Origin of the sequence: Bacillus sp. PPSBB_11 (assembly GCF_038023285.1) — a bacterium.
GTDB lineage: Bacteria > Bacillota > Bacilli > Bacillales > Bacillaceae > Bacillus > Bacillus altitudinis.
This window is the reverse complement of sequence record NZ_CP150633.1, coordinates 599,122-613,998: the sequence shown is the minus strand read 5'-3', so window position 1 is coordinate 613,998 and position 14,877 is coordinate 599,122. Positions and strand designations below refer to the sequence as shown.

Below are 14,877 nucleotides of genomic sequence, written 5' to 3'. Positions count from 1 at the left end.
GAGTCAAAATGAGAGAAGCAGTGATTGTAGCTGGCGCAAGAACACCAGTAGGGAAAGCCAAAAAAGGATCATTAAAACATGTCAGACCTGATGATATGGGCGCATTGTGTGTAAAAGAAACGCTAAAGCGTGCCGGTGATTATGATGGAACAATCGATGATTTAATCATCGGATGTGCGACACCAGAAGCAGAGCAAGGGCTGAATGTGGCCCGGAATATCGGGGCATTAGCAGGTTTGCCATATACAGTACCTGCTATCACCATTAACCGCTATTGCTCTTCTGGTCTGCAGTCAATTGCTTATGCAGGTGAACGAATTATGCTTGGGCAGGCAGAAACCATTTTGGCCGGAGGCGTCGAATCGATGTCGCAAGTCCCAATGATGGGTCACTCCATTCGTCCAAACGCTCTTTTGGCAGAGCAAGCGCCTGAATACTATATGAGCATGGGCCACACAGCGGAGCAAGTGGCGCAAAAGTATCAGGTCACAAGGCAAGATCAAGATGCTTTTGCGGTGAGGAGCCATCAAAAGGCAGCAAAGGCACTTCAAGAAGGGAAATTTTCAGATGAAATTGTTCCCGTTGATGTGACAGAAAGACGGGTAGGAGAGCAGTATCAACTAGAAGAACGCCAATTTACGTTCTCACAAGATGAAGGTGTCAGAGCGGGCACAACAGAGGAGGTTCTCTCAACGTTACGACCTGCCTTCTCAACAAAAGGCACAGTGACTGCAGGAAACTCTTCGCAGACGAGTGATGGAGCGGCATGTGTCATGATGATGGATCGCGAAAAAGCATCTTCTCTTTCTCTTCAGCCGCTCGCCAAGTTCAGAGCGTTTGCTGTTGGTGGTGTACCACCTGAAGTCATGGGAATTGGGCCGGTTGAAGCCATTCCGCGTGCGCTGAAAATCGCTGGTCTAGAGCTGAAGGACATCGGGCTGTTTGAATTAAATGAAGCATTTGCTTCTCAGGCGATTCAAGTCATTCGTCATTTAGGGATCGATGAAGAGAAGGTAAATGTCAACGGCGGCGCCATTGCATTAGGACATCCGCTAGGCTGTACAGGAACGAAACTCACGCTGTCCCTCATTCATGAAATGAAACGGCGAAATGAACAATTTGGTATTGTGACGATGTGTATCGGCGGGGGCATGGGAGCAGCAGGCATTTTTGAATTGATCTAAAGGGGGAAAACAGGATGAAAGCAATGGAAGAAGTAAAAAAGGGTGGCAGTTTCTTAATTGATGAGACGAATTATGAGCATATCTTTACACCAGAGGATTTCTCTGATGAACATCAAATGATCGGGAAAACAACAGAAGATTACATTTTACAAGATGTCGTTCCGCACATCGATCAAATTGAAAATCATGAATTCGAGCATTCTGTTCGTCTCTTGAAAAAGGCTGGTGAGCTTGGCCTGCTTGGTGCTGATGTTCCTGAGGAATTTGGCGGGCTTGGGCTAGATAAAATCAGCTCAGCCATCATTACTGAAAAATTTGCAAGAGCAGGCAGCTTCTCTCTTTCTTACGGCGCCCATGTTGGGATCGGTTCTTTGCCGATCGTGCTGTTCGGCAATCAAGCGCAAAAGGAAAAGTACCTGCCAGGACTCGCCTCTGGAGAAACAATTGCGGCCTATGCCCTAACAGAGCCAGGGTCAGGTTCTGATGCGCTAGGTGCGAAAACAACGGCAGTCCTGAATGAAGCTGGAACACATTATGTCCTCAATGGGGAAAAACAATGGATCACAAACTCCGCATTTGCCGATGTGTTTGTCGTGTATGCGAAGATTGATGGTGAACACTTCTCTGCTTTCATCGTAGAAAAGGATTTTCCTGGAGTCAAAACAGGACCTGAAGAGAAAAAGATGGGCATTAAAGGGTCATCGACGAGAACGTTAATCCTTGAAGATGCCGAAGTGCCAAAGGAGAATTTGCTTGGTGAAGCAGGCAGAGGTCATGTCATTGCCTTTAACATTTTGAACATTGGACGCTATAAGCTGGCTGTAGGGACAATCGGAGCATCAAAACGAGTCATTCAATTATCGGCAGAGTATGCCAATCAGCGCAAGCAGTTTAAAACACCAATTTCTCAATTTAGCTTAATTGGCGAAAAAGCAGCCAACATGTCGGCAAAGCTTTATGCCATGGAAAGTGCTGTATACCGCACAGTCGGGTTATTTGAACAAAGAATGGGTCTGTTAAGTGACGAGGAGCAAAAGGATGGGAAACAAATTGCGCAATCCATTGCAGAATATGCGATTGAATGCTCTCTTTGTAAAGTGCTTGGCTCTGAAACGCTCGATTATATTGTGGATGAAGGTGTGCAGATTCACGGCGGATATGGTTTCATGCAAGAATACGAAGTCGAAAGAGCCTATCGCGACTCACGAATTAACCGTATTTTTGAAGGAACGAACGAAATTAACCGATTGCTTGTGCCAGGCACCTTCTTGAAGAAAGCGATGAAAGGAGAGCTTCCGCTTCTTCAAAAAGCGCAAACCCTACAGGAAGAGCTAATGATGATGATGCCGGAAGAGCCGGGTGATCAGCCGCTTGATCAAGAGAAATACTTACTTGCCCATGCGAAAAAGATCGCCTTGATGGTGGCAGGTATGGCCGCCATGAAATATGGGAAAGCATTAGACAAAGAGCAAGAAATCCTTGTGAATATAGCAGATATCGTCAATGAACTCTTTGCTGCTGAGTCGGCGGTCTTGCGTACGGAAAAAGCAATCGCAGCATCAGGCACAGAAAAAAATGCACAAAAGCTTGCGTATACACAAATTTTCACGCAGGAAGCCTTTTTAAAAATTGAAGCTCATGCGAAAGAATCATTGATTGCCATGGAAGAAGGAGATTCACTCCGTATGAGTCTGTCAGCCCTTCGCAAGCTGACAAGATTCACGCCAATGAATGTCATTGCGAAAAAGCGTGAGGTGGCGAAACGAATCTTTGAAGCAGAGAAATATATCGTATAAGACGGCTGAAAAGGTGCGGATATCATGCCGCACCTTTTTGTAAGCATACATTTAGGTTTTTCATATGTTTTGTGATAAAATGTTGTCACTATTTGCAGGAGGTGAAAATGGTGGCTTTAGATTTTTACGAATACCCATCTTGCGGTACATGCCGAAAAGCAAAGAAATGGCTGGAAGAACACAATAAAGACATCAACAGCATACATATCGTCGAAGAGACGCCTGATAAAGAAACATTAAAAGCCCTTTACGAAAAAAGCGGTTTAGAGCTGAAGAAATTTTTTAATACGAGCGGTCAGAAATACAGAGAGCTGCAGCTGAAAGATAAACTTCCTGCAATGTCAGAGGACGAGCAGCTTGAATTACTTGCGTCTAACGGAATGCTAATCAAGCGTCCAATTACAACAGACGGCAAACGAGTGACAGTTGGATTTAATGAAGATACATTTAAAAGCGTCTGGAAATGATGTAACTTTCATTCAGATTGTGGTATCTTCAATATAGATTGTAAGAAAAGACTGGAGGGGTATGAAATGAGCACACCAAAAGATTTACGTTATTCAGAAGAACATGAATGGGTCAAAGTAGAAGGAGATAAGGTGCGTATCGGTATTACGCATTTTGCTCAATCTGAGCTAGGGGATATCGTGTTCGTTGAGCTTCCTGAAGTAGGAGACAAAATCACAGCGGACGAGCCTTTCGGAAGTGTAGAATCAGTCAAAACAGTTTCTGAACTATACGCACCGATTAACGGCACAATCGTTGAAGTGAACGATGAGCTTGATGACAGTCCAGAGTTCGTCAACGACTCTCCATACGAAAAAGCTTGGATGATCGTAGTAGAGCCAGCGGATGCGTCTGAAATCGAGAACTTAATGACAGCTGAGCAATATGAAGAAATGACAAAAGAAGACTAATTCATGTGAAATTGGACACTCTACCTTTATGGGGGGTGTCCAATTTGTCTTTTCAAAAAGAACAGGTGGATATAACAGAGCATGTCACTGGACGATTCAAAGAGAGCGGCATGGTGCTTTACCATCAAAACGAAGAGATTGGCACGATGATTAGTGAAAATCAATATGAATTAAAATCAGGTTATTCCTATGATCAAAACCGTTTTTATCGTCTGTCAGATACGTTGACCCATGGGACTGAAAAATATGTAGACTGTGACGATGAAAATGGCTGGTGCTAATCACAGATAAGGCTGTAGTGAGTGAATGCTACAGCCTTTTTGTTGATCAAGTGCCCAATCTTTACAACCCGAATGAAAGATTGTAATCTAAGGAAGAAGTGAATCAACGTCAAAAGGGCCAGGTGATCGTGATGAATGTCGAGATAGAAAAGGTCATCATTGTAGAAGGTAAATCAGATAAACAGAAGCTAAAAGAAGTCATAAGTGAACCTGTTACCATCATTTGCACCAATGGCACGATCAGTACATCGAAGCTGGATCAGCTTGTGGACGATTTATTCGGGAAAGACGTTTACATATTAGCAGACAGTGACGATGCTGGCGACAAACTGCGGAAGCAATTCCGAAAAGAATTCCCTGAAGCACTGCATCTTTTTGTCGACAGAACGTACCGCGAAGTGGCCGCTTCACCGTCAGCCCACATTGCATCTATTCTATTAGCTGCAAACATTGATGTTCATTCGAAATATTTATAAGGGTGACGTATATGAAAGAGATTGAAGAGCATGAATTCAAGGAGATAGAGGACGATTTATTTCTTTTGTACTTATATACACCATTTTGCGGAACATGCCAGCTGGCAAAGAAGATGCTGGCAGTGGTTGATGCCATGCAGCCGGAAGTTCCTTTTTATGAAAATAACTTAAATTACTCGCCAAGTTTTGCAAAAGCATTTGAGATCGAAAGTGTCCCTTGCTTTCTCCTGTTTAAAAAGGGTGAAATCGTGCAAAAAGGCTATGCCTTTCACTCCGTTCCATATCTTCACGAAATGATTGAAACCGCTAAATAAAGCGGTTTTTTGTCATATTTCAAGCAATTCATTTGAAAATTTGTCGAGCTATTTATAAAGGACAAGCCGATGTTTGTAGAGAAATGTTATGTATAACCAAATGACAGGGAGGTTATACATGTGGAAAATGTGAAAGCCCATGGAAGTGCAGGGCAGCGATTATTGTTAAAGCCGTTGCTCTCATCATCATCCTTGAAGATTACATTTGAGGCGGAAACGGACTCTTGTACATTGATTGTGGATGAACGTGGTGAAGTGAAGAAACTACCTGCAATTGAGTTATCGGATCTCATCTTTTATGGTGAGCGAAAAGAGATTTTGCAATTATTAGATGGAGACATGTCCTTACAGCAGCTGATCAGCAGAGGACAAGTGAAAGTGAAAGGCTCATTTCGAGCTCTTCTAAGACTAGAAGCGGTACTTTGGCTGACGAACGGTTTTTTTCGAAAAATGATAACGTAGTCGTTTACTTGGAAATTAGCGATTTACAGCGTTGACATATCTCAGATAGCATGATATTCTACGTTAGTAAAAACATGAACATCACATAAAACAACATATTTTCTCTTATTAAGAGAGGTGGAGGGACGTGCCCTATGAAACCCGGCAACCGTCAGCATAGCTGAAATTGGTGCCAATTCACTCAAAGCCGCAACGCTTTGAAAGATGAGAGAAAGGCGTATTTGATATAAAAGGCCTTTCTGCTTGCGTTGCAGTTAGGTCTTTTTTACTGACCTTGCGTCAGGCTAGAGTCATAACAGTCGGAAGAATAATTGAACGTATGTGATGGCAACCTATAGATTCAGCAAGAAAGCAGGTGAACAGACTGTGATCCATTTACAGAATGTATCAAAAACGTATCTTTCAAAAAGCGGAAATGTTGATGCCGTGAAAGACGTCAACTTGGATATCGATAAAGGTGAAATATTCGGAATTATCGGGTATAGCGGCGCTGGGAAAAGCTCCCTGATTCGCCTATTAAACGGTCTGGAGTTGCCAACAGAAGGAATCGTTGAAGTGGCAGGCAACCGGATCAATGAAGTATCGAATGCGAAACTTCGGAAAGCAAGACAAGAAATCAGCATGATTTTCCAGCACTTTAACTTGCTCTGGTCAAGAACAGTGAGACAAAATATTATGTTCCCGCTCGAGATCGCAGGTGTACCAACGTCAAAACGGAGAGCTCGTGCAAACGAACTGATTAAATTGGTCGGTTTAGAAGGAAAAGAAAATGCATATCCTTCTCAGCTCAGCGGCGGGCAAAAGCAGCGTGTAGGGATTGCGAGAGCATTAGCAAATGACCCAAAAGTTCTGCTATGTGACGAAGCCACTTCTGCGCTTGATCCACAAACAACGGATTCCATCCTTGAGCTTTTAGCCGATATTAATAAACGACTAGGACTCACCATTGTATTGATCACACACGAAATGCACGTCATTCGCAAAATTTGTCACCGTGTGGCAGTGATGGAGAATGGCCGTATTGTCGAAGAAGGCGAAGTATTACGTGTCTTCAGACAGCCGAAAGAAGAAATGACGAAGCGATTCGTGAAACAGCTTGCTGAACCAGAAGAAGCAAAAGAAACGATCGAGCACGTCCTAGAGAGAGTAAAAGAAGGTCAGGTCGTCAGGTTGTCCTTTATTGGAGATTCTGCCGAACAGCCGCTGATCACGGAAATTATTCGATCCTTCAAGGTCGATGTGAACATCCTGCAAGGAAAGATTTCTCAAACGCAGGAAGGCGCGTTTGGAACACTCTTTATCCATATTAATGGAGACGAGAACGAAGTTGAAAAAGCCATCGCCTATATCCAAAGCAAACAGGTTGAAATCGAGGTGATGACACATGTTTGAGAAATGGTTTCCGAACGTTGATCTAGAGGTTATTTGGAACGCGACGGGTGAAACGGTCTATATGACACTCATTGCATTAGCGTTTGCTTTTGCTATCGGCATCATCCTTGGGCTGTTGCTCTTTTTGACAAGTAAAGGCGGTTTGTGGGAAAACAAACCAATTAATGCTGTCATCGGCGCAGTAGTCAACATTTTCAGATCGATTCCCTTTATCATATTAATCATTCTATTATTAGGATTTACTAAACTAATTATGGGCACGATATTAGGTCCAAATGCAGCATTACCAGCCCTTGTCATTGGCTCAGCCCCTTTCTACGCACGTCTTGTCGAAATTGCACTGCGTGAAGTAGACAAAGGAGTCATTGAAGCAGCAAGATCTATGGGAGCAAAAACGTCGACCATTATTTTCAAAGTATTGCTGCCAGAATCACTGCCAGCCCTTATTTCAGGAATTACTGTAACAGCGATTGCTCTGATTGGCTCTACTGCGATTGCAGGAGCAATTGGAGCAGGCGGACTGGGTGACCTTGCTTATGTAGAAGGATACCAATCTGGTAATACAGATGTCACACTTGTAGCCACTGTGTTTATTCTGATCATCGTCTTTATCATTCAAATAATCGGTGATTTGATTACAAATAAAATTGATAAACGTTAAGGGAGGAATTATTCATGAAGAAATTGATTTTAAGTGCACTATTTCTAGCATTTGCAGGCATTTTAGCTGCTTGCGGTTCATCAAATAACGCAAGCGATAACAAAACCATCACGGTTGCAGCTTCAAAAACACCACATGCCGAGATTCTTGAAGAAGCAAAACCACTTCTAAAAGAAAAAGGTTACGATCTAAAAGTGAAAGTACTGAGCGATTATAAAATGTACAACAAAGCATTAGCTGAAAAAGAAGTGGATGCGAACTTTTTCCAACATATCCCTTACTTAAACGAAGAAAATAAATCAAACAAAGATTACAACCTAGTAAGTGCTGGTGCCGTTCACCTTGAGCCTTTCGGTATCTACTCTAAGAAATACAAATCAGTAAAAGATATTCCAAACGGCGGCACGATCATCATGACAAACAACGTAGCTGAGCAAGGACGTATGCTTGCCCTATTACAAAATGCTGGTGTGATCAAGCTTGATCCAAAAGTAGATACAATCAACGCAACAGTCAAAAACATCAAAGAAAACCCGAAGAACCTAAAATTCAAAAAAATCGCTCCTGAACTAACAGCGAAAGCTTATGAAAACAGTGAAGGCGATGCTGTATTTATCAACGTTAACTATGCGATCCAAAATAAATTGAATCCGAAAAAAGATTCAATTGAACTTGAGCAAACGAAAAACAACCCGTATGCAAACATCGTCGCTGTTCGCAAAGGTGACGAAAAATCAGAGAAGATCAAGGTATTAATGGAAGTTCTTCACTCTGATAAAATCAAAGAATTCATCGACAAAAAGTATGATGGTGCAGTATTGCCTGTATCTGAATAACAACTTGTAAACCTCGCTTTCATGAAAGCGAGGTTTCAACGTGTAGACAAACCCTCGCATTCGTTGTCAGGTCTGCGCTCCGGTGCTCACGAATGTCAAATTCGCTCTGCTCCGGTACTCGCCCTTCCTAGACTGCAAAGGTTTTCTATCACGCTGAAAAAAGAAGACAAAGGGCTAAAATAAAGATCATTTTAGCCCTTTGTCAATCATCTGCAACCTCGCTTTCATCAAAGCGAGGTTTTTTTGTGTATTTTTTCAAATCTCGCTCATAATAAATACGAACAAATGACCTGAAGGGATGGAATGAAGATGAATGAACAACATTTGAGCGGATCGATGCAGCAATCACTGACGGATTATAAAACGGCAATGGGTGAATTTCAGAAGAAAATGCCGGTGTTTGGCAAGAAATTCAATGAATTTACGGAGCAGTGCTTTCAGAGCGATTCATTAACACAAAAAGAAAAACAAATGATTGCCCTCGGCATCAGCATTCATGCACAGGATGAATATTGCATGATCTATCATACAAAGGGAGCACTCGATCAAGGCGCAACAGAAGAGAATTTGCTGGAGGTCGTCAGTGTGGCGGCAGCGTTTGGCGGCGGTGCTGCGCTAAGTCAAGGCATCACAGTTGTTCAGCAATGTATTGATGAATTTGGAGGACAGACGCATTAAGGGAAGGATAAGATGGTATTTTTCCAAATCAGGGAGTTGAGTCGTTCTCAGCCGGTTGTGTGAGAAAATATGCCAGCATAGCGTGTTATATCCCTTTTGAGTGAAGCAGCATGCCTTTGATACAATGAAGCTACACTCAAAGAAGGGAATGGTTTATTATTTGTTCGGACCAGAGTACACTGGGATTGGATTATACCGCCGAGATGGAAAAGGCCATGCATCAATCTCATGGCATGAGTTATGCAGAGTACGAAAGAGACCATGACTTACGAATGAAAGTAGAACTTAAACGAGAGCAGTCCTATCGAGATGAGAAAAGACAGCTCGCAAAAATGAATATACGAGGCTATTGATAGCTAAGGGGCGGGGAGAATAGTTTCCCGTCCTTTCTTTATGAAAACAGTCTTTTCGACATAAATCCTTTTATCTACCTGTATTTTTTGTTAGAATTTTGAGAGCATCCTCTCACGCTTGTCGTGAATGTGTTGTATTCACTTTTAATTTGTTATAAAATTAGAATGAGAATAAATTGAGAATAATGATTATTTTGGAGGTATCGATATATGACTGCTTCGACATTAACAATTAAGGACTTGCACGTTGAGATTGAAGGGAAAGAAATCTTAAAAGGTGTAAACCTAGAAATAAAAGGTGGAGAATTCCACGCAGTAATGGGACCAAACGGTACAGGTAAATCTACTTTATCTGCTGCAATCATGGGCCACCCTAAGTATGAAGTGACAAAAGGCAGCATTTTGCTTGATGGCGAAGATGTTCTTGAAATGGAAGTAGATGAGCGCGCTCAAGCGGGTCTTTTCCTTGCAATGCAATATCCATCTGAAATTAGTGGTGTGACAAATGCAGACTTCCTTCGTTCGGCTATTAACGCACGCAGAGAAGAAGGCGATGAAATCTCTCTCATGAAATTCATCCGCAAAATGGACGAAAACATGGAATTCCTTGAAATGGACCCTGATATGGCGCAACGCTACCTAAACGAAGGTTTCTCAGGCGGGGAGAAAAAACGCAACGAAATTCTTCAATTAATGATGATTGAACCAAAAATCGCCATCCTTGACGAAATCGATTCTGGTCTTGATATCGATGCGCTGAAAGTTGTTTCTAAAGGAATTAATAAAATGCGCGGCGAAAGCTTCGGCTGCTTAATGATCACTCACTATCAGCGTTTATTGAACTACATCACACCAGATCACGTTCATGTCATGATGCAAGGACGTATTGTGAAATCTGGCGGACCAGAACTCGCGCAGCGTCTAGAAGCAGAAGGTTATGACTGGATTAAAAAAGAGTTAGGAATTGAAGACGAAACTGTTGGTCAAGAAGCGTAAGCGTTAGGAGGATTATTGATGACATTAGAAACGAAATTATCAGTAGATCAAGATTATGTCAAAAGCTTCTCCGAGAAGCATCAGGAACCGGCATGGATGAGTTCCCTTCGCTTACAGGCTCTTGAAAAAGCAGAAGACCTTCCAATGCCAAAGCCTGACAAAACGAATATTTCTAAATGGAATTTAACCAATTTCAAACAGCATACAGTCGAAAGTGCGCCATTTGGATCTTTAGAAGAGCTTCCTGAAGAAGTGAAGTCTCTTATTGATTTAGAGGACACAGATAAGACAGTCTATATTCAGCGTGATCAAACGCCAGCATACTTGTCTCTTTCTACTGAAGCAAAAGACAAAGGCGTGATCTTCACTGATATCCATACAGCGATTCGCGAACATGGAGAGCTAGTGAAGAAATATTTCATGACTGATGCAGTGAAAGTGGATGAGCACAAACTAACAGCTCTACATGCTGCTTTAGTGAATGGCGGAGCTTTCCTCTATGTACCGAAAAACGTAGAGCTTGAAGCACCAATTCAAGCCGTTTATCTTCATGAAAATGACGAAACAACGTTGTTCAACCATGTCATCGTTGTAGCAGACGATCATAGTGCTGTGACATATGTCGAAAACTACATCAGTACGGCAACACCAGAAGAAGCGATCTTCAATATCGTGTCTGAAGTCTTCACGGGTGCAAATGCCCGCGTCACTTACGGTGCAGTGGATAACCTTGCAGAAGGTGTGACAGTCTATGTGAATAGACGTGGTATGGCAAATGGTCGTGACAGTAAAATCGAATGGGCGCTTGGCCTGATGAATGATGGAGATGTCGTGTCTGAAAACATCACGAAGCTTATGGGCGACGGTACATTCGGTGATACAAAATCAGTTGTTGTTGGCCGCGGGAATCAAACGGAAAACTTCACAACAAGCATCATCCACTTCGGTAAAAACTCTGAAGGGTATATCTTGAAGCATGGTGTCATGAAGGATCAAGCATCTTCTATCTTTAACGGAATTGGTAAAATCGAGCATGGCGCAACGAAGTCAAATGCAGAGCAAGAATCTCGTGTTCTCATGCTGAGTGAGAAAGCACGCGGTGACGCTAACCCAATTCTTTTAATCGATGAAGATGATGTAACAGCAGGGCACGCTGCTTCTGTTGGGCGTGTTGATCCAATTCAACTTTATTACCTCATGAGCCGTGGGATTTCCAAAGAAGATGCAGAAAGACTTGTCATTTATGGCTTCTTAAATCCAGTCGTCAAAGAACTGCCGATTGAAGGAGTTAAAAAGCAGCTCGTTTCTGTGATTGAAAGGAAAGTAAAATAATGAATATCAAAGACGTTCGTGAGCAGTTTCCAATCCTTCATCAGCAAGTGAACGGACATGATTTGGTGTATTTGGACAGTGCAGCGACATCTCAAAAACCACGAGTTGTCATTGATGCAATGAATGAGTATTACCGGTCTTACAACTCGAACGTCCACCGGGGTGTTCATACCCTTGGCACAAAAGCAACGGACGCATACGAGGGTGCAAGAGAGAAAGTTCGAGCATTCATTGGTGCTTCTTCTGTCCAGGAGATTATTTTTACTAGAGGTACAACAACCGCACTAAACACAGTGGCAATCAGCTATGCAAGAGCAAACCTCAAAGAAGGCGATGAGATCGTCATTACGCATATGGAACATCATGCGAATATCATCCCTTGGCAGCAGGCAGCAAAAGCAACTGGCGCCACATTGAAATATATTCCGTTACAGGAAGACGGCACGCTGTCGCTTGAAGATGTGAAGCAAACCATCACACATCAAACGAAAATCGTTGCTGTCACACATGTCTCAAACGTATTAGGAACCATCAACCCAATTAAAGACATCGCAAAGATTGCTCACGATCACGGTGCAATTATCGTCGTCGATGGTGCCCAGAGCACCCCTCACATGCAAATTGATGTTCAGGACTTGGATTGCGACTTTTTCGCCTTCTCTGGGCATAAAATGTGTGGACCGACTGGCATTGGTGTTCTTTACGGGAAGAAGGACCTTTTGAATAATATGGAGCCTGCTGAGTTTGGCGGTGAAATGATCGACTTTGTGGATCTATATGATTCTACATGGAAAGAGCTGCCGTGGAAATTTGAAGCGGGAACACCGATTATTGCAGGAGCAATTGGGCTCGGAAAAGCGATTGATTTCTTAAATGACATCGGAATGGAGGAAGTCAGCCGTTACGAGCATCAGCTTGCGACTTATGCACTTGAGCGCTTTAAGGAGTTTGAAGGTGCCACGGTTTACGGACCGCAGCACCGAGCTGGACTTGTGACGTTTAACTTAGACGACGTCCATCCTCATGATGCCTCAACTGTTCTAGATACGGAAGGTGTCGCCATTCGTGCTGGACATCACTGTGCACAGCCGCTCATGAAATGGCTTGGTGTATCAGCGACTGCAAGAGCAAGCTTCTATCTGTACAATACAGAAGAGGAGATTGACGAGCTCATGGCAGCGCTCCGTAAGACAAAGGAGTATTTTACGAATGTCTTTTAATGTAAACTTAGACACACTGTACAGACAAGTGATTATGGATCATTATAAAAATCCGAGAAACAAAGGTGTGTTAAACGACAGCATTGTCGTCGATATGAACAACCCTACGTGTGGTGACCGCATTCGTCTCACGATGAAAATCGAAGACGAAAAAGTCATCGATGCGAAATTTGAAGGAGAAGGATGCTCGATTTCGATGGCATCTGCCTCTATGATGACGCAGGCGATTAAAGGGAAAGATATTGAAACAGCTTTGAAAATGTCTCAGATTTTCTCCGATATGATGCTAGGAAAAGAATACGACGATTCCATTGATCTTGGTGACATTGAGGCGCTGCAGGGAGTGGCAAAATTCCCAGCGCGCATCAAATGTGCAACATTATCCTGGAAGGCGCTTGAAAAAGGCGCATCTGCCGAAGATAACGGCAAATCATAAGATTGGAGTGAAAATGGATGGCTAAAAAAATGCCAGATGTTGGTGAATATAAATACGGCTTTTCTGATAAAGACGTTTCCATTTTCCGTTCAGAGCGCGGACTGACAAAAGAGATCGTTGAAGAAATTTCTCGTATGAAAGAAGAGCCTCAGTGGATGCTCGACTTCCGTTTGAAATCTCTTGAGCACTTTTACAACATGCCGATGCCACAATGGGGCGGAGATCTAAATGCATTAAACTTTGATGAAATTACGTACTACGTAAAACCATCAGAACGCTCTGAGCGTTCTTGGGATGAAGTACCAGAAGAAATCAAACAAACCTTTGATAAGCTTGGAATCCCTGAAGCAGAGCAAAAGTACTTAGCAGGTGTATCTGCTCAGTACGAATCTGAAGTTGTGTATCACAACATGAAGCAAGATCTTGAAGATTTAGGCATTGTGTTTAAAGATACAGATAGTGCATTAAAAGAGAACGAAGACATCTTCCGTGAGCACTGGGCAAAAGTCATTCCTCCGACTGACAACAAATTTGCTGCGCTTAACTCGGCTGTATGGTCTGGTGGTTCATTCATCTACGTACCAAAAGGCGTAAAAGTAGATACACCACTTCAAGCATACTTCCGAATCAACTCTGAGAACATGGGTCAGTTCGAACGTACACTGATCATCGTTGATGAAGGCGCACATGTGCATTACGTAGAAGGCTGTACAGCTCCAGTTTACACAACAAACTCACTTCACAGTGCGGTTGTTGAAATCATCGTGAAAAAAGGCGGCTACTGCCGTTATACAACGATTCAAAACTGGGCAAACAACGTCTTCAACCTTGTGACAAAACGTACGATTTGTGAAGAGAATGCAACAATGGAATGGATTGATGGAAACATCGGTTCTAAGCTGACAATGAAATACCCAGCGGTTATCCTAAAAGGTGAAGGCGCTCGTGGTATGACATTAAGTATTGCCCTAGCAGGTAAAGGTCAGCACCAAGATGCAGGTGCAAAAATGATTCACCTTGCACCAAACACATCTTCAACGATCGTATCAAAATCGATTTCCAAACAAGGCGGTAAAGTCACATACCGCGGAATCGTTCACTTCGGACGCAAAGCAGAGGGTGCACGCTCAAACATCGAGTGTGACACACTCATCATGGATAACAAATCAACATCTGATACGATTCCTTACAATGAAATCTTAAACGACAACATTTCATTAGAGCACGAAGCGAAGGTATCGAAAGTATCAGAAGAGCAGCTATTCTACTTGATGAGCCGCGGAATTTCTGAAGAAGAAGCAACAGAAATGATCGTCATGGGCTTCATCGAGCCATTCACAAAAGAACTACCAATGGAATACGCAGTTGAAATGAACCGTTTGATTAAGTTTGAGATGGAAGGTTCTATTGGTTAATACAGAGGATTGAAAATGATTGATATAAGAGGTTGATGAAGCGTGCCGAATTTGTGCCGGTCAAGAGACCTTTTAGTGTAGGAGACGAACTTTTTAAGTTCGTCTTTTTCTATTTCATTGGTTACATC

General features: G+C 42.7%; 18 protein-coding genes and 1 riboswitch. All 18 genes read left to right on the top strand.

The window, feature by feature from the left end:
- Window positions 1-8 precede the first annotated feature (8 nt).
- The 18 genes from V7L95_RS03130 to sufB all read left to right on the top strand — a co-directional run bounded on the left by V7L95_RS03130 (window position 9) and on the right by sufB (window position 14,749).
- Window positions 9-1,184: an acetyl-CoA C-acetyltransferase gene (locus V7L95_RS03130; protein WP_008347045.1), complete on the top strand. Its 1,176-nt coding sequence runs from the start codon at window positions 9-11 to the stop codon at window positions 1,182-1,184.
- 14 nt (window positions 1,185-1,198) lie between these two features.
- Complete coding sequence (locus tag V7L95_RS03125) at window positions 1,199-2,980, top strand: acyl-CoA dehydrogenase family protein (protein ID WP_017359285.1); 1,782 nt, start codon at window positions 1,199-1,201, stop codon at window positions 2,978-2,980.
- Between the two features lie 110 nt (window positions 2,981-3,090).
- Window positions 3,091-3,447, top strand: coding sequence for an arsenate reductase family protein (locus V7L95_RS03120; protein ID WP_008356673.1), 357 nt, complete (start codon window positions 3,091-3,093; stop codon window positions 3,445-3,447).
- A gap of 66 nt (window positions 3,448-3,513) precedes the next feature.
- On the top strand, window positions 3,514-3,897 hold the full coding sequence (gene gcvH / locus V7L95_RS03115) for a glycine cleavage system protein GcvH (RefSeq protein ID WP_008347039.1): 384 nt from the start codon (window positions 3,514-3,516) through the stop codon (window positions 3,895-3,897).
- Between the two features lie 44 nt (window positions 3,898-3,941).
- The gene (locus V7L95_RS03110) at window positions 3,942-4,178 is read left to right on the top strand and encodes a YusG family protein (RefSeq protein WP_008347037.1); all 237 of its coding nucleotides are present in this window, start codon (window positions 3,942-3,944) and stop codon (window positions 4,176-4,178) included.
- Between the two features lie 131 nt (window positions 4,179-4,309).
- Complete coding sequence (locus tag V7L95_RS03105) at window positions 4,310-4,654, top strand: toprim domain-containing protein (RefSeq protein ID WP_008347035.1); 345 nt, start codon at window positions 4,310-4,312, stop codon at window positions 4,652-4,654.
- Between the two features lie 11 nt (window positions 4,655-4,665).
- Entirely contained in the window at window positions 4,666-4,968 is a 303-nt protein-coding gene (locus V7L95_RS03100) for a thioredoxin family protein (protein WP_007500346.1), read from the top strand.
- Between the two features lie 120 nt (window positions 4,969-5,088).
- Window positions 5,089-5,430: an SCP2 sterol-binding domain-containing protein gene (locus V7L95_RS03095; protein WP_008347033.1), complete on the top strand. Its 342-nt coding sequence runs from the start codon at window positions 5,089-5,091 to the stop codon at window positions 5,428-5,430.
- Between the two features lie 102 nt (window positions 5,431-5,532).
- Window positions 5,533-5,641: riboswitch (SAM riboswitch) on the top strand.
- Between the two features lie 155 nt (window positions 5,642-5,796).
- On the top strand, window positions 5,797-6,822 hold the full coding sequence (locus V7L95_RS03090) for a methionine ABC transporter ATP-binding protein (protein ID WP_017359288.1): 1,026 nt from the start codon (window positions 5,797-5,799) through the stop codon (window positions 6,820-6,822).
- On the top strand, window positions 6,815-7,483 hold the full coding sequence (locus V7L95_RS03085) for a methionine ABC transporter permease (RefSeq protein ID WP_025207943.1): 669 nt from the start codon (window positions 6,815-6,817) through the stop codon (window positions 7,481-7,483). The genes V7L95_RS03090 and V7L95_RS03085 overlap by 8 nt, the downstream gene beginning before the upstream one ends.
- Window positions 7,484-7,497: 14 nt before the next feature.
- Window positions 7,498-8,319, top strand: a complete 822-nt coding sequence (gene metQ / locus V7L95_RS03080; RefSeq protein ID WP_007500351.1) for a methionine ABC transporter substrate-binding lipoprotein MetQ — start codon at window positions 7,498-7,500, stop codon at window positions 8,317-8,319.
- A gap of 309 nt (window positions 8,320-8,628) precedes the next feature.
- Entirely contained in the window at window positions 8,629-8,997 is a 369-nt protein-coding gene (locus V7L95_RS03075) for a carboxymuconolactone decarboxylase family protein (RefSeq protein WP_076821525.1), read from the top strand.
- A 215-nt stretch (window positions 8,998-9,212) separates the two neighbouring features.
- The gene (locus tag V7L95_RS03070; RefSeq protein WP_008356693.1) at window positions 9,213-9,350 is read left to right on the top strand and encodes a hypothetical protein; all 138 of its coding nucleotides are present in this window, start codon (window positions 9,213-9,215) and stop codon (window positions 9,348-9,350) included.
- A 210-nt stretch (window positions 9,351-9,560) separates the two neighbouring features.
- Window positions 9,561-10,346, top strand: coding sequence for a Fe-S cluster assembly ATPase SufC (sufC, locus tag V7L95_RS03065; RefSeq protein ID WP_007500355.1), 786 nt, complete (start codon window positions 9,561-9,563; stop codon window positions 10,344-10,346).
- An 18-nt stretch (window positions 10,347-10,364) separates the two neighbouring features.
- Entirely contained in the window at window positions 10,365-11,678 is a 1,314-nt protein-coding gene (gene sufD / locus V7L95_RS03060; protein ID WP_046526628.1) for a Fe-S cluster assembly protein SufD, read from the top strand.
- Entirely contained in the window at window positions 11,678-12,898 is a 1,221-nt protein-coding gene (locus V7L95_RS03055; protein WP_076821074.1) for a cysteine desulfurase, read from the top strand. Before sufD ends, V7L95_RS03055 begins: the two co-directional genes overlap by 1 nt.
- The gene (sufU, locus tag V7L95_RS03050) at window positions 12,888-13,334 is read left to right on the top strand and encodes a Fe-S cluster assembly sulfur transfer protein SufU (RefSeq protein WP_008347017.1); all 447 of its coding nucleotides are present in this window, start codon (window positions 12,888-12,890) and stop codon (window positions 13,332-13,334) included. Before V7L95_RS03055 ends, sufU begins: the two co-directional genes overlap by 11 nt.
- Before the next feature lie 17 nt (window positions 13,335-13,351).
- Window positions 13,352-14,749 carry a Fe-S cluster assembly protein SufB gene (gene sufB / locus V7L95_RS03045; protein WP_017368012.1) on the top strand — a complete coding sequence of 466 codons (1,398 nt, stop codon included), beginning with the start codon at window positions 13,352-13,354 and terminating at the stop codon, window positions 14,747-14,749.
- Window positions 14,750-14,877: the final 128 nt, after the last annotated feature.